Source organism: Halocatena marina (assembly GCF_023276375.1).
GTDB lineage: Archaea > Halobacteriota > Halobacteria > Halobacteriales > Haloarculaceae > Halocatena > Halocatena marina.
Genome location: NZ_JALLPK010000001.1, coordinates 874271 through 892796 on the forward strand (window position 1 = coordinate 874271; position 18526 = coordinate 892796).

The following is an 18526-nucleotide window of genomic DNA, read 5'->3' on the forward strand; positions in this document are numbered from 1 at the left end:
TTGTGTGTCGTTCGAGCCACAGTCCACACGGGGACCGTGTTCCTCATCGGCAGTTGCGATCGTGTCCAATACTCATACCGAAGCGTTTGACTGGAGCCATGTTTGAGCAGCTACCTGTCGGGGTCATCGGCGTCGGCGATATGGGTCAGCACCACGCGCGTGTCTACACGGAGTCACCCCGGGTTGATCTCGTCGGCGTCGTAGACGAAGACGAAGAGCGCGCAGAAGCAGTCGCTGCTGAGTATAGTACACGTGCACTCGACCAATCAACGGTTCTCGAGGAGGCCAAAGCGGTATCGATTGTCGTCCCAACGCGTGCGCACGCACCGATTGCTCGAGAGGCGATCGACGCTGGTGTTGGCGTTCTCATCGAGAAGCCATTTGTTCATGACCCGTCTGTCGGACAGGATCTTATCGAACAGGCCAACGAACGAGACGTTGTTCTTCAAGTTGGCCATATCGAACGATTTAACCCGGCAATTCGGACGCTTGCCGATATACTCGCCGATCTTGATGTAATTGCCATCGATGCACGCCGCCTCGGACCACCGATCGACCGGGACGTCGATCAGAGTGTTGCGTTCGATCTGATGATCCACGATATTGACATTCTTCTGTCGCTCCTCGATTCCGAGCCACGGTCGATTAGTGCTGTTGGTTGCCGTGACAACCGTCACGTCACCGCGACGCTCCAGTTCGATGATGACATTGTTGGGACGCTGACAGCGAGTCGTCTCACACAGCAGAAGGTCCGTGAGTGTTGGATCACCACGAGCGAGTGTTTGATTGTCGTCGATTACATCGAGCAGACAGTTCGAATTCACCGCCACTCGCTACCGGAGTACGTCGAATCGGCTGGTGGCGTTCGCTATCGCCACGAGAGTATCACTGAACGACCGACGGTCGAGAACGGCGAACCACTGAAACACGAGCTACTGTCGTTCGTTGACGCGGTCACGAACGGAACGGAGCCAGTTGTCACGGGGACAGACGGACTGCGAGCGCTCGAAATTGTACGGCAGATAGACGCGCTTGCAACCAGCTCCGAACAGGAGATTCCACAGAAGATTGGATCTGGAATCCTCGCCGATAGCGGGTCGGATTCCATCGGAGGGATATGATATGTATCGAAATCATACGATTGGCGTCGTCGTGACAGCGTACAACGAAGAGGGATTGGTTGGCGATGTGATCAGCCGCATGCCAAGATTCGTTGACCGAGTGTACGCTGTCGATGACTGTTCGACCGACGGAACGTGGGACGAAATCACCCAACACGCTGCTACGCCGGTGAATGAGACCGTTACGTCTCCTGTTCCCGACGGAGGGCGAAACGCCGAACAGATGGTCGTTCCCATCCGACACGAGACCAACCAAGGGGTTGGCGGTGCGATCAAGTCGGGATTCGAGCACGCACTTGAGGATAGAGTAGACATTGTCGCGGTGATGGACGGTGATGGACAGATGGATCCAGCACACCTCCATCGGCTCCTCGATCCGATCATCGATGGAAAAGCCACGTACGCGAAAGGCAATCGCCTTTCGAGAATGTCCCATTTTCGAGGGATGTCACCGCTGCGTGTCATCGGGAACCTCATTCTGACCGCTCTCACGAGAATCGCGAGCGGTTACTGGCGCATGAGTGATCCCCAAAACGGATACAATGCCATCTCTCGGTCGGCGCTCGAGCGTCTCTCGATCTCTGATCTGTACAGCGGCTATGGGTTCAGAAACGACATTCTCGTCCATTTGAACGTCCAGCAGGCAATTATCGCAGACGTTGCGATGCCAGCTATCTACGGAGAAGAAGAAAGCGGTATCCGCTACAGCAACTTCGTCCCACGGATGTCCGGGCTCTTGCTGCGTCGGTTCCTCTGGCGGCTCCATCAGCGGTACATGTCGAAGCACGGCTCCTTCGAGTCGGGTTTATCAGCCGCAGTGATCAGTGTACTCGCGGGAGTCATTCTCCTCACTCGAACACTCTCTCGCAAACGCTCGCTGTTTTCGCGGATCAGCACTGTAGGGATGGTGTTCGGTGGTTTGCTGATGGCGCTTGCGATGGCCGAGAGTCGACACGCGAACGATGCAACCGTGGTGGTTGGTGAAGATGAGTAAGCGAATCCTCTCAGTTGTCGGTGCGCGACCACAGTTCATCAAGGCGTTTCCGGTGTCAAACGCACTTCGTCGCTCGCACGACGATGTGCTTGTCCACACTGGTCAGCACTACGACGCGATGCTCTCGGACGTGTTCTTCGCCGAGCTCGACATCCCCGAACCAGCGTACAACCTTGGTGTCGGTTCGGGAACCCACGCCGACCAGACTGCGCAGATGATGATCGAACTCGACGATGTGCTCGACGCAGAATCACCAGACGTGATGATCGTCTACGGTGACACCAACTCGACGCTTGCTGGTGCACTCGTTGCTGCGAAGCGCTCGACGACGCTCGTTCACATCGAGGCTGGACTGCGGAGCGGGAATCGATCGATGCCCGAAGAACACAACCGAATCGCAACCGATCACCTCGCAGACGTGTTACTCGCGCCGACCAGCAGTGCTGTAGACACACTCCGTTCTGAGAGTGTTCCTGGCGAGATTCACGAGACCGGCGATGTGATGTACGATGCCATTCTGTACGTCCGCGAACGCGCCAACGAGGTGTCGGCAATCCGCGAGCAACTCGATCTCGAACCGGATGGATACGTTCTTGCGACGGTTCACAGAGCGGGCAACACGAGCAACAAAAGCCGACTGTCGTCCATCATCCGTGGGCTGGCGAGTGTCTCGGTCCCGGTCGTTCTTCCGATCCACCCGCGAACCGAAGCGGCGCTCAAAGAGAACGGTCTGTGGCAGTTGGCCTGCGATCAACTCACGATCATCGATCCCGTTGGCTATCTTGATTTCGTCAGTCTCCTCGAAGGAGCAACACTCGTTGCAACTGACTCTGGTGGCGTCCAGCGTGAGGCGTTCTACCTCGATACGCAGTGCATTACATTACGCGATGAAACAGAATGGGTCGAGACGATAGACTGTGGTTGGAATACACTCGTCGGGGCTGACAGTGACCGTATCGCACAGGCGCTCGCGCAGAACGAGCCTAATCCGCCGAAACCACAGCTTTACGGCGATGGTCGAGCCGCAGAGCGTGTTGCTGAGGTGATTGATAGTGTTTGATGATTACGAATTTGCGCTGTGTCTCACGCACGATATCGATCGGCCGTACAAGGCATGGCCGCAAGCGTTGTACTACGCGCTCGCCGACCGCCAGCCATCGCATCTCCTGTCGATGCTTCCTGAGAGAAATCCCTACTGGCAGTTCGAGACGATCATGGCGGTCGAGGATGACTTCGACGTCCGGTCTGCGTTTTACTTCCTAAACGAGCCGGATCTGCTGCGGGATAAGTCGCCCGTTTCGTGGTTTCGCTCGGAGAACTGGATACAACAGCTCGGGCGATACGACATCACAGACGAGGCGATCGTCGACGTCATCCACACACTCGACCGCGGAGGATGGGAGATTGGGATCCACGGATCCTATCACTCGTACGCGGATCAGTTCCGTCTCGCCTACGAGAAAGCGGTGCTCGAATCACTCTATGACGGCTCGATCCTCGGTGGCCGACAGCACTATCTCAATCTCGATCGTCCACAGACGTGGCAGTATCACGCCGAGTTGGGACTGCGCTACGACGCGAGCTTGGGTTCGAGCACCAGTTATGGATTCACAAACGGCTACGGGGTCAAACGGCCGTTCGACAACTCGTTCGTTGTGTTCCCACTGACAATCATGGAAGTCGCACTCCCAGATCCCGGAACGAAAGAAGATGAGGCGATCGCTGAATGCGATCGGCTGCTTCGGGAAGCTGCAGAGAATGATGCTGTGATGACTATTCTCTGGCACCTTCGGTACTTCAACGAAGATGAGTTCCCCGGATATCTCCGTCTGTACCGATACATCATAGAACGCGCCCAAGAGCTGAACGCATGGATTGGGCCGCCCGGAGAGCTCTATCCACACGTTGCAAAACCGCCCGACAGCACAGAAACAAGACCAAAAACGGAGCTCTAAGAGTAAAATAGATGATAGGAATTATAACGAAATTTGAAAGAGGTTCATCATGAGCACGAAATCAATCGATCTGCAACGACTCACGCTGTCCGAGTGGGATGAGGCACTCCCCTCGTCAGGGACCGAAGTGTTTCACACACCATCAGTTCTCTCAGCTATCGACGATCATTCTAATGGGGAGCTGCGATTATACGGTGGATTCAAAGGTGAACAGCCGGTCGCACTCTTGCCGGTGTTCGTTAATGAACGAACGATCGGTCGTGTTGTGACCTCGCCACCCCCCTCGATGGGGATTCCACGACTCGGCCCACTTGTGCTGAGTGCTAGTCCAAAGCAACGAAAGAAAGAAACTGTCAACGAAGGGTTTGCCGAACAGATACTCGACGATCTCGATGTCGAGGCCAGATCGACGCTCTTTCGGATGATCTGTCCGAGGGCCTATCCTGATCCACGGCCGTATCAGTGGAACCGTCTTGAGGTACAACCACGATTCACCTACGTTCTCGATCTCGAAGACTGCACGGTCGACAACGTGATGGATCCGTTCAGTCGGAGCCTCCGGAACGAGATGCGCAACCGTGAGTCGAGCGACATCACGATTTCGGTGGAGGGGATGGACACAGCAGAGCAGATCTGTGACTCTGTGAACGAACACTTCGCCGATTACGGAGCACGATCGCCTGCTGACTGGTCGTTCGTTCAGGATCTCCTCAACGCGGATTCAGTACATCATCGGGTGTACGTCGCCCGTACGGATGATGGATCCTATTGTAGTGGCATTATCGTTCTTTATTCCGATGATACTGCCTACTACTGGCTGGGAGGTATCACGGCAACTCACGAAGGTGTAAGCGTCAACAGCCTTCTTCATCGGACCGTCATTGAGGATATCATCGAAGAACCAGAGTTGGATTCGGTCACTCGTTATGATCTTGTCGGTGCGAACACAGAACGGCTCTGTCGATACAAAGGAAAGTTCAGCGGGATGCTTGTCCCGTATTACGTCGTCGAATCCAACGGTCTAGAAATGAAGCTTGCAAAAGGTGTTTATGATCTCGCAACTCGATAGATATCCGAGTCGTAGTCTCGTTATCGAACGAAAAGCGAACCAACAGCAACGCAACCCAACCGTTCCGCTCAGCTCATCAACCGATCCAACGAAACCATGACACAACGCGTTTCAACTTATACGACCGAGACATCCGCACTTAACGACGAGCAACGCACAATCGATATCCTGCGAAAAACGCTGGCCTACGCTCGAACACGGGACTACAAAGGATGGGATTACGGTGACGGGATGAGCAGTAAGCTCCTCCAGTGGTTCCCAATCGATAATAAGTGGCTGAATCTCGTCGTCCAAGAGGTCGCGAAACGACCACCTATCAACGTTCGACCGTTGTTGCTCATTGAGCAACGGCGTAACTACAAGGGGACGGCGCTATTCGCAATGACGAATCTGAACACCGCCAAACTCCAATCGGTGTGCACTCCGGATGAGACGTCTGCGTCGACGCCGGGATCCGGTGCTTGGTCTGAGATGGGTATCGATACCGATGTCGATTACGAAGACGAGAGTTACCAGCTCAATCAGTGGCTCATCTCGAATCGGAGCGTCGGGTACAGTGGCTTCTGTGGGGGCCACAAACATCAAATTCAGCATTTCCACAGCCGTGGAGTGCCGAATGATCCCGATGTCGTCTCGACCTCATACGCTGTCAAGTCGCTACTGTCGGCCGCGTCGCTCGATCCGATGTACCTGTCTGTCGCAGAAACCGCTGCCAACTTCGTTGTCGACGATCTCAACTACCGAACCGTCGCTGATGGAGCGTGCATCGACTACCACTTCAACCACCCGAGTGACTCGTATACGATCAACGCCGGTGCAATTGGTGCGAGACTGCTCATAGATCTGTACGACCAATTCGGAGACGAGTCCTACCGCCGCCGAGCGAAATGTCTCCTCGACCACATCGCTGGCCTGCAGACCGATATCGGTGGCTGGACCTACCGCGATCCTCCGTCAGCCTCACATCTCTCAATGGACAACCATCACAACGGATTTGTCATCGAGGCGTTCCTCCGGTATCAAGATGTGACCGGCACTGATCGATACGCGAAGACGCTGGATCGGGCACTCACGTTCTATCGGGAGACCCTATTCGATCCGTCCGGTGCACCGAACTGGGACGAAAAGAAATCGTACCCACGGGATATCCACGCGAGTGCACAAGGGATTCTCGTGTTTACCTACGCTGGTGATCTTGATTTCGCACGACGTATTCTTGCATGGGCGCTCGACAACCTTTATGTGGGTGATGGAAAGTTCTACTACCGAAAACACCGCTTCTATACGACGCGGGTAACGTTGATGCGGTGGTGTCAGGCGTGGATGGCATACGCGATGTCGGAGTATCTGATAGCTCTGCAGAACCAATCGAAACAGACAGTGGATGTCTAGGCTGTCACTGGCAATCAGCTGCTGAATTCATTGTATCAGGGGAGCTACCAGCGACAATTCGTACGTCTCACAGCTTGTGCCTACGTCCGGTCGCGGATCCACTTGTAGGCGTGTGCTAGTGACGTGATCACCGGTGAGCCGCGTTCGACCGTATAGAACGGAACGAGTTCTGGATTGAACTTCGCCTTATAGCGGTTGATGCGGGGATTGTCCGCTCCGACGAGATCGTATGTCGCTCGGTCTCGCTCCATTGCTTCGGTCATTACGTGCCAATCGAGTAGATCATTCACAGGAAGATCGATGTCGATATCTGTCCGGACACCACCCTGCCATCGATACACAGTATCGCCGTCGTCGAGTGCGAGCAGCCCACCGATGAACTCACCATCGACCTGAAGCGCGTACGGACGCACGGATCCATCGGGGAGACCAGCTGCCAACTCCTTCACAAATGAAGGCGTAACGTGATAGTCGATATCTTGACTCTCGTACCGGTTATTCACCTGTTCAATGATATCGGAGATTGCTGCTTGACCACCTTCCTCAATTGTGAATGTTTCCTCTTCTCCATCCTGAATGTTACTTCGGGCATCACGACTAAACGACATCAGGAGATCCTCAGGTCCCGGAGAGAGATCGACGAGGTATGTATACGACGGTGTCACATCACAGCCGTTCCAGAGAAACGGTCGCAAATCGTCATAACAGCCGTGGATACGCATGTGTCCGTATTTCGGATCGAACTCCGAGTCGGCCCATTCGAAACACCCATCGATGAACTGGCGCTGCCGACGTTCGAGCTTTCGCTGTTTCAGCCCGTCTCCATTCAATAGTGCGGGACCGAGATAGGAGACTCGAAGCTCTGGCGGTGGTGAGAATGCGGTCCGAATTGGTCCACGTGTAAGTTCGAACAGAGGAAACAACCCAATCGGCTCCTCTCCCACGTACCCTACGAGTGGATGAACCGCAGTATCTGCGTGTTCAGCTTGCACAGACAACGCCTCGTGCCGGTGAAACAAACACGTGTGCGGTGATTGCTCGACAAGTCTATTCCATATTTCGTTGTCACTACCATCTATACGCTCGATTTCGACTCCCATGTCACTATCCGAACGTTCGGGTTCCAACACTGTGTCGTTTTCCATCAATATTTGATATGTATTATAATTTGATAAGAATAACAGTCTTTACGTAATTATATTACATAGGGAGAGTATCAGATTCCATCATTTTACCTCCATTCACTTTATATTAGATACCGATTAACAGCAGTAGATAATACAATAAAAAATTTGACGATGGTCTCGATAATATGTATTATTCCTAGAGATTTATTAATTGCCTATTGATAAAACTGGCATCTGTCAGGCGCATACTCGATGAGAATAGCAAGATACAGCAGGTTATATCTGTAATCAGTTAGTTCTATTCTATATTCCCATTGCCAATTATGAATATTCTCGGACAATTAATTACAAGTGACCACCAGACGTAATACTTCGCGCCGCGGTAACTGCCCACTACTCACAGCGTCGGGGCACCGCAGTACCGGGCATTGAGAGTCATGTCAATGTTACGAGCTTGGAGTTTCAATGTTGTATCGTTTCCGGTAACGTCCGTGAAAGACACGGAGGTAGCCAATGAGCACCAAGGCACCGAATAACTCACAGACACAGTCAGTCGGGAATAGCGCTTCAACAGAAATGGAAGCCGAATCAACCGTCACCGAAACCGAAACAGAGACGAGTGCCGGCCCGTCACTCGGTCCCGACCGGATCTTCGAGGTCTTGAAAAATCAGCGCCGCAGACGAACCCTCCAGTATCTCATCGAGCACGATAATCCGGTGACCATTGGGGCACTCGCAGAACATATCGCTGCGCTCGAAAACGACACCACGGAGGCCGCACTCACTTCTCGCGAACGAAAACGAGTCTACGTCGGGTTGTACCAGTGTCACCTACCAAAAATGGATGACACCAGTGCGATCGAGTTCGATAAAGCGCGGGGGACAATAGCACTCGGAGCGACCTCCGAGCAGTTCGAACCGTACTTGGATCTCGAATCGAACGAATCCGATGCTTGGCCTCGCTATTACCTACTACTCACGGGAATAAGCAGCCTAATATTCGCTATTAATGTAATCTCAGGAATTGGTATCTCGCTTACGCAACTACTCGCAGGTATCCTCGTGGGATTTGTCTTCCTCTCTACAGTTCATATCTATAGTACCCCGAATGAAATAACTACATACCTATCGTCTCTGGCTGAACGCTGAGGGATGCTGTTCGCCCTGCCTGCTGGTGGTAGGTCGACACGTACTATCCATCGATTTCTTGCAATTATGGCCCGTAAGCAACGACGTTGAAGTGGTACGTGTCTACTCTCTACAAAGTACCGATTAACAAAGCCACTCGCCGGTTTTGAGCAGTTTATGAGATTTCTATTTTTCACAAACACCCCGGCTCACGTTCACCTATACAAGCACGCGGTCGCAACGCTTCGGGATGAAGGACACGAGGTGTCGATCTTGGCGCGTGATTATGGCTGTACTATCGATCTTCTCGATTGGTACGGGCTCTCATACACTGTGTACGGGCCGTGTGGGACGACGCGCTGGTCGTTACTCCGACGGCTCCCTGAACACTACGCTCGCATTGCCCGCCATGCGCTCTCATTCGATCCAGATCTCATCTTCGGAATGGGTGCGTATGCTGCCCACGCTGGCGCACTCACGCGGACGCCAGTCGTGTTGGTCCTCGATTCAGAGCCGACGGGACTAGATCACACCATTTCGATGCCGTTCGCTCGAACCATCGTGACACCAATGGCGTTCCGTAAGGATCTTGGTTCGAATCACTACGTCTTCAATGGATTCAAAGAATGTGCGTATCTCCATCCGAACGTCTATGAGCCATCAGTCAACGTCCGCAAACACCTCGATCTCACGCCCGATGAGCGGTACGTCCTCGTTCGTCTCAATGCCTTCGGCTCTCACCACGATGTCGGCCACGGCGGATTCTCGGCTGACGAACGCCGCAAACTAATTACGCAGTTGGCCGAGCACGCTACAGTGTTCGTCTCCGATGAAGGCGAGGATTTCCCGTTTGACTCGCTTCCTGCTCGTCCGTTTGACATCCATCCAGCTCTGTTGCACGATACACTCGCGGAAGCGTCGTTGCTCGTCGCTGACACACAGACGATGGTGACTGAAGCAGCGTTGCTCGGAACCCCCGCGATCCGTTCGAACTCGTTCGTCGGGCCCGAAGATATGGGGAACTTCCTCGAACTCGAAGAAAATAATCTCGTCTACAATCTTCGAACGTTTGAGGAAGTGCTGGAAACTGCTGAGACTGTTCTGAGCCAATCCGGTGTCGAGCGCGAATGGGAACGCAAACGCGACCGATACGTGAGCGAGCTGGTGAATCCAACAAAGACGATAACAACGCTCGCAGTGGAAGCCGGAGACGCTTCTGCTGTTGAAAACCTCCATCGACGCTCCATGCACGAACAGCAACCGATACGGAAAGAGCGGTCACCACAGCAGAAGTAAACAAACATCGTAGTGAAAGCGGTCGTCCATAGTGGTGCCCTGTTCAGTCAAAACATTATAAATCAGGTCTACGTAGTGACTACGTATGACACACGTCACTGTCATCGGAGGCGGTCCAGCCGGATTGAGCGCTGCGCTGTTCACGGCGAAAAATGAACTCGAAACGAGAGTGTTCGACACTGACGAGACGTGGATGCACAAAGCACACCTGTTCAATTATCTCGGTATCGAAAGCATCGACGGGAGCGAATTCATGTCCGACGCTCGAGATCAAATTGAAGAGTTCGGCATCGATCGTCATCAGGGAGCGGCCGTCACCAGTCTCGATCAAAACGGAGCAGGGTTCACCGTGACGACCGACGGCGACGAGTACGAAAGCGAGTACGTTGTGCTCGCAACGGGTGCAAACCGAGACCTCGCTGAAGCCCTCGGCTGTGCGTTCACCGACGACGGAACGGTGGATGTGTCTCTTTCGATGGAAACGAGTATCGAAGACGCGTACGCAACCGGAGCGATGGTACGCGCCGAAGAGTGGCAAGCTGTCATCTCAGCGGGTGACGGCGCAGCAGCTGCACTGAACATTCTCACGAAAGAAAAAGGCCAGCATTTCCACGACTTCGATACACCAGCAGACGCCGCGTGATACCAAATCGTATCGCTGGTTATAGATCGCTACCGTTGCTGGAAACAGTACCTGCCGCTCCTCAATGAGAACGCGACCCATCGCTCTCTGATGGTCTCAGGCATCCGCGCTTACTGATGCCCGATTCAGTTATTCAACATAGATTCGGCCGGTACCATTTTCTGAAACGCTTACAGTCACTTGGTAGTCGATGAACGGGAAACTCACCCGTCCACCGATCCCCTGAACGAATAACGTATCCAGTGCTTCAGGATCGATAGCGTCGTTCAGCGGTGTGATGATCTCTGTCTCGTCGATATCTGCAACTGAACCAACTGCTTCGACAACTCGCACACCGAGATCATGTTCTGATGGATCGTATCCGAACATCGCTACATCTTCCAGATCCGATTCGAAAGACGTCCACTCCCCCTCATTCTCCGTATCTACTCCCATGGCAGCCTCCGTATTGATGTCTGCTCTCATTGTTGTGTTGATTGGGTGGCAGCCCATAGACAGACAACAACCCAATAATGCCCCACGCCCTATATAAACGATGTGGAATTCGTTTGGAATTTCCCACTGTTTATATTTTGGAACGAATAGGTGATGACTATTCGACGGTGCACGGCACCATCCCGTCCACCATAACCGACTCCAAACTGTCAAATTGGGGTCGCCGTAGTAGTTTACTGTATGGTGTAGTAGGATGTGGTTTATAGTGGGCGATGTGAGAATAAATGTCTGAATTATGAGTGATCGTAACAACTACTTACAGGACAGTAAGCATAAGCTGTTTTTCGTGTACCAGACTGCCATCCACAGTGGTGCCCAAGCCGTCGTTCCGGGTCGTACTAGCAATGTTTTGAAACGCGGCCACGATGATGAGATGCGTCAGTAGTAGCTGATTCGTACTCCGGCAGACGACAAGTATGGTACATTATAACAAAGGAACAACGAGACCGCCCTGAAAGCATCGAGATGGATATCGATCGCCTTCTTATCGTCGGGACGCTCGGCGGCGGTGGCATTCACCAATACGTCGAGCAACAGTATCAGGCTCTCAACGGTAGCGTTGACGCGTCGGTGTATGATATGATGTCCGAACCGAAAGGGGCTGGCGTATGGTGGATGATTACGTCCACGCTCGCCTCTCTTCTGGCGGCACTCCGGTTCCCATTCCGATCGCCGCCGGATATCGTTCACGTTCATACCTCGCACCGATTTTCCTTCTATCGCGCGGCGTTTTACGTTCTGTGGGCGTCATCCGTTTGGAACCGTCCAGTTATCCTCCACATCCACGGCTCATCATTCGATGAGTTCGTGATGACCGATTCGTGGCTCGTCTCACGGATACAGTCCCTCGTCTTCGAGGCGTGTGACCGCGTCATCGTGCTCTCTCCCTACTGGCACGACGTGTTATCGACCCGTGTCGATGAAAAAAAGCTCCGTGTTCTTCCGAATGCGATCGATCCCAGCGAGTACACACCCACGTTCGGCGGTGATCCGCCGCACATCGTTTTCGTCTCGAATCTCGTCGAGCGGAAAGGCGTCCACGAACTTGTCGATGCTGTCGAAGCGATCGTCGTTGAGCAGGATGTGCGCGTGAGCATCGCCGGGAGTGGTCCACTCACAGAAACGGTTGAGGCGGTAGCAGACCAGTACGACGCTGTCGACTACCTCGGGTACGTCTCAGAGGAGGACAAACGAGCACTGCTCGAGTCGGGCTCTATTTTCGTGCTTCCGGCGTACGCTGAGGGGCTTCCGATCGCAATGTTGGAAGGAATGGCCGGCGGAAACGCTATTGTTTCGACTACTGTTGGGAGTATCCCTGAAGTCATCGGCGAGGAGAATGGGATTCTCGTCGACCCCGGTGATGCAGAGCAACTAACCGAAGCGCTCACCACGCTCGTCTCGCTCCCAGAACAGACCGAACAGATGGGACGACAAAACCGTCAGCTCACGCGCGATACGTATTCGTGGGCCGCCGCAAAGAAGACACTCCACGATATTTACGCTGGTCTCCCAAGCGGGTGATTCGAGCGGGTAATCGTTCGTTTACGCTAGACAATCGATCAATAACAAAGCCGCGTTCTGTGCAACTCTGGGATAATGTCCGATCCTGACGTTCTCCTGCTCGTTCTCGACTCAACCCGACGAGACCGCGTTTCGGCCTACGGACACGGACGAGAGACAACCCCAACGCTCGATACGCTTGCGAGTGAGGCAACCGTCTTCGAGCACGCGTACGTTCCCGCACCGTGGACGCTTCCGTGTCACTGCTCGCTGTTCACTGGCATGTTCCCCTCTGAACACGGGATAACGAACGGCTTTACCGATCAGCGACTTCGTCTGTCATCCGACATCCCAACCCTTCCGGAACAGCTCTCTGAACGAGGCTACCACACCGCTGGGTTCTCAAACAATCCGTGGGTCGGCCAGCTTTCAGGACTAGATCGTGGCTTCGAGGAGTTTGTCGAGTGGGACCTCGAAATCAGTCGGTCCGATCATCCAATTCACGGACGGTTCGCCAGTCTCTACTCGAAGCTCCACACTGTACTCGGACACGCGAGCCGTCAGCCACTCGTTTTACTCAAACGTCGGTTCTTCACCGAGCGACTCGTAAACCGCGCGTCTCGCTGGCTCCAGCACACTGCCGATACGAACGACCCGACGTTTACGTTCATGAACCTCATGGAGGCCCACAGTCCGTACTATCCGCCCCAGAGCGCGTTCCGCGCGCTCGGGCTGGACCGTCCGACAGCACTCGAAGCTCGTCGGCTCAACGTCAAACTGCTCGCGCACATCATGGGTCGGTCATCGCTCGATAGAGACACGCGCGCTCGACTCTTGGAGTACTACGATGCAAGCGTGAAGTATCTCGATTCGATGGTCGAGACGCTGCTTTCGGTCCTCAAACGAGAAGGACTGTACGAGGACATGCTGCTCATCATCTGTGCTGACCACGGAAAGACGCTTGGTGAGTACGACCGCGACGAGAGACCGCCCCACTACGTGCGGGACGTGAACACGACCGTTCCCCTCTTCGTGAAAGAACCGAATCAGACAGAGCCCGTGCGTATCGACCAACCGTTCGAGCTACACCGACTCTTCGAAACAGTGCTGGACGGTGACCTCGAACAGTCTCTCGAAAATGCGCCATCAACTGCGCTCGTTGAGGACTTCATCCCGCACACTGGTCGGGAAGTAGAAACAGTCACACATTGGCGTGCACTGTGTGATGGCACGACCAAATACGTGACGCCAGTGGAGCACCCCTCTGAACGAACGAATGGAAACGAGCAAGAACAGACCTCCGAACACGAGTCTGATCAGGACCCGACACAGCAATCCCATGAGTATCTCTTCCGTGGAACCGGACTCAATGAAGTCCCTGTCGAAGTGGACGCATCGACGCTCGAGCAGCTACGATCGCTAATGATCGAGCGGACGAGTCAGCTCGATACCGCAACAGCGTCGGCCAACGGCTCGTCGACGGACGAGTCGACACCCGAGGATCTCAGTGGGAGTGTCGAAGCACAGCTCGAAGACTTGGGCTATTTGGACTGATTCACGGGGTTGGCCTTGGTCAGACGATTGAACGTCTTCGGTTGAATGTCAATGATGCGTCCGTGACTGGCTGCGGTGTTGTACGGGTTGATGAATAGTCCTCGGTCATCGTCTGCCGCGAGGAAAATGTACGCGTTGGCAGACGGGAGATACTGTTTGTAATCGATGTATTCGACGGGTCGCCGTCGCGTTTGAAAGCGTTCGATCTCGTACCACTCCGTGAATTCAGACGTTGCTGGCGAGGCAATAACCATCGCCGTTTTGCTCTCGTTTCCAGTCTCGTTGGTCAGACCGTCCGGTGCCGTGCTGTCTCCTCCAGCTTCGGCAGCGGTCGAGAACACGACCCACTGTGTGCCATCAACGATGAGTGACGTACCGAAGTAGATTGAGTTCGGGACGGTAGTGACTGATTCGATATGTGGGGTTCCCGAGCTGGAGATCTCATCTCTTTCGAGCTGAAAGACGTGATTTCGCTCTGTATACACACAGTCCATTCCCCAGATGATCGATGACGGCGTGAAGACGAGTTCAACGGCTCGCCACCGCTGGTCCCCACCGCCAACAATTTCGAACCGTCCATTACGGAGCCGGCCGATGTAACATTCTTCGTCCGTATCACCGGTCGTCATCCAGATATCGCCAGTGTAAGGATCGACTTGCACAGAGTGAATGTGGCGAACGTCCGGTAGTTCGAGCACTGTTGCCCACGTGCGTCCTGCGTCCTTCGAACGTCGCACGCGAGGCACTGCATCGTCCGCAAGCGGATACTCCCCGAGATAGATCGCTGCATCGTGAACACAGACAGCGGGGAGGAGAACACCGGTGAGACCCGACGACGGTGGGAGTTCGATGCTCACCCGCCAGTCCTTTCCGCCGTTATGCGAGACGAATAGCTGTCGACCGGCCGTCGCCAGCAGGACTGTGTCCGTGATCGGCCAGACGTTTGTCGTCTGATATGCTCCGACGAACCATCCTACAACTGATTTCCACGGCTGTGTCGTCTTCAGCGAATACTGGAGTGCATCGAGGCCGGTGAGTGGATTTGGAAGCCGGCCCAGTGTTTCGAACGACCCTGACGTGCGTTCTCTGAGAATCGATCGTCCGTGAGACGCATACAGCCGTCCGTTGTGGACACCCTGTAATTTCATTGTTCTTGCGTACTTATCGCACGACGTTCCGACTGCGAAAGACGAGCCTGTGAGCTGCGATCGGCTTCTTCGTCTTCGACGTAGTACAGTTGCACTTCACCGTTTGACATGACGCGGTTGACTCCCGGCTGATTGTCGAGGGATTGGAATCCCTGACGACTATATTTGAGCTCGCGGTACGCGGTGACCTCCCGCTCTTCATCCATTTGGGTAACGATGACGTACTGCGTTCCGTCGAGCGTTGGCTGTAGCCGTGACAGTCCATGAGCTGGCACCGTTTTCCGATACAGTTTCTCTCGAGGGAGCGTCCACGCGACACCTTGCGTCGCATCACTGTATCTCTCGGGCTCTATGCGAACACCGCGAATTTCCGTGTTCGGTGATTGTATGTCAATGGCCGCATCGTATCCTTCCATCTGGGGTTCCGTCACTTCCAAATTCGCTTTGTAAATGTATGGTGATTGGTAGACTGGTGCGAGCGCGAGCACTAACATGAACACGAAGCAGATCGCAACCACGGTGCCGGCTTTTGGCCGAGAAATCACGCGAGTGAGCCGATCTAGTAGCAGAACCAACCCAACCGCCCCGAGGATCGTTGCCAGCAGCATCAAGAACCCGAGGTGTCGAAACTGCATTCCTGAGATACTTCCTGCGAGATAGACGAAGAATATGATGACCATTGGAACGACGCTCAACGAGATGTACAATCGCATTCCTTTTTCCTCGGTCACGCTGTCGTCGATGCCGTGATACAACGAAAAGAGGGTGATAATAGCGGTCAGGAGTGCATACACCACACCCAGCAAAAAGAGCTTGACGAATATTTCGGTGAGACTGGCCCCGACGACAGACAACGAAGCTCCCTGTGACTGGATGCTTTGTCCCGCAGTACCCCTCCCGTCGATATACGCCATGATTTTGCTCAGGTGCTTACCGGCAAGCCGTCTGAACCACCCTGTTCTGACAGTCCAGAGAATGTAGACTCCAAAGAAAAACGCCGTTGAGGCGTACATTGTTGGATGCTTGGAGACTGGATGTGAGGAATAGAAGAGCCGATAGAACAGTTGTATTCCACAGACTGTCACGAACAGAATGAGGAGGTTGAGCGCTTGTTGGGGGTGATACAGCACAACAGCAGTGACAGCGAGCGCAAGCGCGAGCAACGTTCCCGTAATGGTTTTTGGACCAGTATCCGCTTTCTTTGAGCGAACGTCCGGGGAACGTCTTCCACTGATCGTCCTGTTTGTGAATACCTTTAAGAGGAGGAAAATAACAAATGACGAATAGAGAACTGTGAGGGTGAACGGATGGACACGAAGGTGAGTGCTGATGTGATTAATGGGAAGCAAAAGGAGAGCCGAGAATAACCCCACTACGGTAGCGTGACTCCCTGATACGAGCAATCGGACACAGAGGGGAACAAACACGAAGTAAACGAGAACGAAACAGAGGATGACGATCAGTAGTGACCGCGTGAGCGGGTAACCAGTGATTCGAGTGATGAACACCGAAAGGGTGTGGATGCCGGGATAGATCATTCCATACGGACTCAGTTCTCCGCGTGCGAGGTTTTTCGCGAGGCCAATATGTGTCAATGGATCCGCTGTCCCGTAAAAGTAGTAACCACGGATGAGCGGCAGCGAAATGACTGCGAAAACCGAACACGCAGCGAGGACGAGGGCGAGGAATCGATACGAACTGATCGGAGAGACGAACGCAACACACAGCGCCATTATAAGCGCGGCACCGACAGCGGCCCAGACCGCGATGGGTGTCGCAGTGTACATCGATAGTTCATATCCCGTTGTCGGGTTGTTGTATGCCACCATGATGGCACCCGCTAACGAGAGAAAACCCACGATCAGTAACGGTCTTTCCCATACTCTGCGATCGCCTTCTTTCACTGATGCCGTCATTGATACCGAAGCTCCAGAGACGGCATACTGTTAGTATTCCACATCACCGTTTCGCTCCTATTGCTGCTTCCGTTGGATCACGTCGTGCATTGTTATGCCCTTCATATACGAGAATAGTTGGACGTCTAATCCGGTGTGTTTGGGTTAACTATGGCGTCGGTCAGTCGTAGTATCCGAGATCCCGAAGCCTATCTCTCGCAATATGCTCTGTCGAACGCCGTCGTCTCTCTGGTGGGTCAGAGCTGATCATCTGCTGTCGGTTCTTCGGGGGCTCCGATCGAATGTTCCGTCGCTCCGTCGACGGAATAACCTGCCATGGGACCATGACTAACTCCTCTGTGTAGGTTCCAGATGGGTGGCCCCATTCACGAATTGGGAGCGGTGATGATCGCTCACCGATCATGTTCCCGTGATCTGACGTCACGACCGATGCTCCGACCAACAGATCGAGCAGCTCGTGGATTGATGGGAGCACGCGACGGAAGTTGTTCCGGTAGGCCTGCCAAATGTCGTTCCTTGAGACTGTCGTCTCGCCGGCCAGCAACTGTTCCCAGATGTCTTTTCCTCCGTTTGTCATCTGCAACCGCCTGCCAACATCGATCTCCGGATTCTCAATGAACGGGTAGTGTGGTTGTATGTAATGAATGATGAGGCGTTTGTTTGGGTAGCGCTTGGCTGCGCGACGACCGTACTTCGTCATCGTTTCTGGGAGCACCGTCCCGTGTTCTTCGTCCCACTCTCGCTGCCAGACGTTGATCACGTCGTGGAAGACGGTGTTGATCCGATCACGTCGTCGATGAAGCTGTGGACTAGCAGTTACGTAGACAGTGTCCAACAGATCCTTTCCAGAAAAATTTCCGATGAGGAATTCAACCGTGTGTGATCCTCTGGAGATTCGCCGTTCGAGCGTGCCAGGCAAGTCGTGGTGGTCGGCAAAAAGGTCGTACCGACAAGCATCGAGGACGATCAGGTTGTCCCATTCCTCTTCCATCACGTCGACACCGTCGATATTGTACTCGTACCGGAAGAGCTGACGGTTGTACAGTCGATTCAACTCCCGCGCAAAATATGATGGCGTCGAAAGCCCACGCCGGACCCCCCGCCACAGCTGCGGCAGTGTGTACATTATCCACTACTTGGAACTGGTTGTTCATCGTAAGGATGCTACTAGGACAGATTTGGACTTCC

Annotated in this window: 16 protein-coding genes; 11 read left to right on the top strand and 5 right to left on the bottom strand. The window is 53.8% G+C overall.

Annotation, left to right across the window (positions count from 1 at the left end; genetic code table 11):
• Positions 1-98 precede the first annotated feature (98 nt).
• The 6 genes from MW898_RS04220 to MW898_RS04245 all read left to right on the top strand — a co-directional run bounded on the left by MW898_RS04220 (position 99) and on the right by MW898_RS04245 (position 6531).
• Positions 99-1121, top strand: a complete 1023-nt coding sequence (locus MW898_RS04220) for a Gfo/Idh/MocA family protein (protein WP_248904826.1) — start codon at positions 99-101, stop codon at positions 1119-1121.
• Position 1122: 1 nt separating this feature from the next.
• Positions 1123-2115 (top strand): glycosyltransferase family 2 protein, encoded by a 993-nt coding sequence (locus tag MW898_RS04225; protein WP_248904829.1) that lies wholly within the window; start codon positions 1123-1125, stop codon positions 2113-2115.
• Positions 2108-3175 (top strand): non-hydrolyzing UDP-N-acetylglucosamine 2-epimerase, encoded by a 1068-nt coding sequence (wecB, locus tag MW898_RS04230; RefSeq protein WP_248904832.1) that lies wholly within the window; start codon positions 2108-2110, stop codon positions 3173-3175. The genes MW898_RS04225 and wecB overlap by 8 nt, the downstream gene beginning before the upstream one ends.
• Complete coding sequence (locus tag MW898_RS04235) at positions 3168-4070, top strand: polysaccharide deacetylase family protein (RefSeq protein ID WP_248904834.1); 903 nt, start codon at positions 3168-3170, stop codon at positions 4068-4070. The genes wecB and MW898_RS04235 overlap by 8 nt, the downstream gene beginning before the upstream one ends.
• Positions 4071-4134: 64 nt before the next feature.
• Complete coding sequence (locus tag MW898_RS04240) at positions 4135-5139, top strand: GNAT family N-acetyltransferase (protein ID WP_368409189.1); 1005 nt, start codon at positions 4135-4137, stop codon at positions 5137-5139.
• Positions 5140-5235: 96 nt separating this feature from the next.
• Positions 5236-6531, top strand: a complete 1296-nt coding sequence (locus MW898_RS04245) for a glycoside hydrolase family protein (RefSeq protein WP_248904837.1) — start codon at positions 5236-5238, stop codon at positions 6529-6531.
• A gap of 80 nt (positions 6532-6611) precedes the next feature.
• Here MW898_RS04245 and MW898_RS04250 read toward each other — a convergent pair whose 3' ends face one another.
• A complete protein-coding gene (locus tag MW898_RS04250) occupies positions 6612-7631 on the bottom strand; it encodes a lipid II:glycine glycyltransferase FemX (protein ID WP_264383099.1) in 1020 nt (339 codons plus the stop codon).
• A gap of 540 nt (positions 7632-8171) precedes the next feature.
• Here MW898_RS04250 and MW898_RS04255 point away from each other — a divergent pair.
• From MW898_RS04255 to MW898_RS04265, 3 genes are all read left to right on the top strand, one after another.
• A complete protein-coding gene (locus MW898_RS04255; protein WP_248904841.1) occupies positions 8172-8807 on the top strand; it encodes a DUF7344 domain-containing protein in 636 nt (211 codons plus the stop codon).
• Between the two features lie 156 nt (positions 8808-8963).
• Positions 8964-10082, top strand: a complete 1119-nt coding sequence (locus MW898_RS04260; RefSeq protein WP_248904844.1) for a DUF354 domain-containing protein — start codon at positions 8964-8966, stop codon at positions 10080-10082.
• An 85-nt stretch (positions 10083-10167) separates the two neighbouring features.
• Complete coding sequence (locus MW898_RS04265) at positions 10168-10725, top strand: FAD-dependent oxidoreductase (protein WP_248904846.1); 558 nt, start codon at positions 10168-10170, stop codon at positions 10723-10725.
• A 129-nt stretch (positions 10726-10854) separates the two neighbouring features.
• Here the strand turns inward: MW898_RS04265 and MW898_RS04270 are convergent, their stop codons facing one another.
• Positions 10855-11160 (bottom strand): HalOD1 output domain-containing protein, encoded by a 306-nt coding sequence (locus MW898_RS04270; protein ID WP_248904848.1) that lies wholly within the window; start codon positions 11158-11160, stop codon positions 10855-10857.
• 525 nt (positions 11161-11685) lie between these two features.
• On the opposite strand from MW898_RS04270, the gene MW898_RS04275 reads away from it, so the two are divergent.
• Together MW898_RS04275 and MW898_RS04280 are read left to right on the top strand one after the other, a co-directional pair.
• Entirely contained in the window at positions 11686-12741 is a 1056-nt protein-coding gene (locus MW898_RS04275; protein WP_248904851.1) for a glycosyltransferase family 4 protein, read from the top strand.
• Between the two features lie 75 nt (positions 12742-12816).
• Positions 12817-14274 (top strand): sulfatase, encoded by a 1458-nt coding sequence (locus MW898_RS04280; RefSeq protein WP_248904853.1) that lies wholly within the window; start codon positions 12817-12819, stop codon positions 14272-14274.
• On the opposite strand, the gene MW898_RS04285 is transcribed toward MW898_RS04280, so the two are convergent.
• The 3 genes from MW898_RS04285 to MW898_RS04295 form a co-directional block, all read right to left on the bottom strand.
• Entirely contained in the window at positions 14262-15422 is a 1161-nt protein-coding gene (locus tag MW898_RS04285) for a WD40/YVTN/BNR-like repeat-containing protein (protein WP_248904855.1), read from the bottom strand. The two genes, MW898_RS04280 and MW898_RS04285, sit on opposite strands and share 13 nt — an antisense overlap.
• A complete protein-coding gene (locus MW898_RS04290) occupies positions 15419-17338 on the bottom strand; it encodes a hypothetical protein (protein WP_248904858.1) in 1920 nt (639 codons plus the stop codon). The genes MW898_RS04285 and MW898_RS04290 overlap by 4 nt, the downstream gene beginning before the upstream one ends.
• A gap of 160 nt (positions 17339-17498) precedes the next feature.
• On the bottom strand, positions 17499-18464 hold the full coding sequence (locus tag MW898_RS04295) for a hypothetical protein (protein ID WP_248904860.1): 966 nt from the start codon (positions 18462-18464) through the stop codon (positions 17499-17501).
• Positions 18465-18526: the final 62 nt, after the last annotated feature.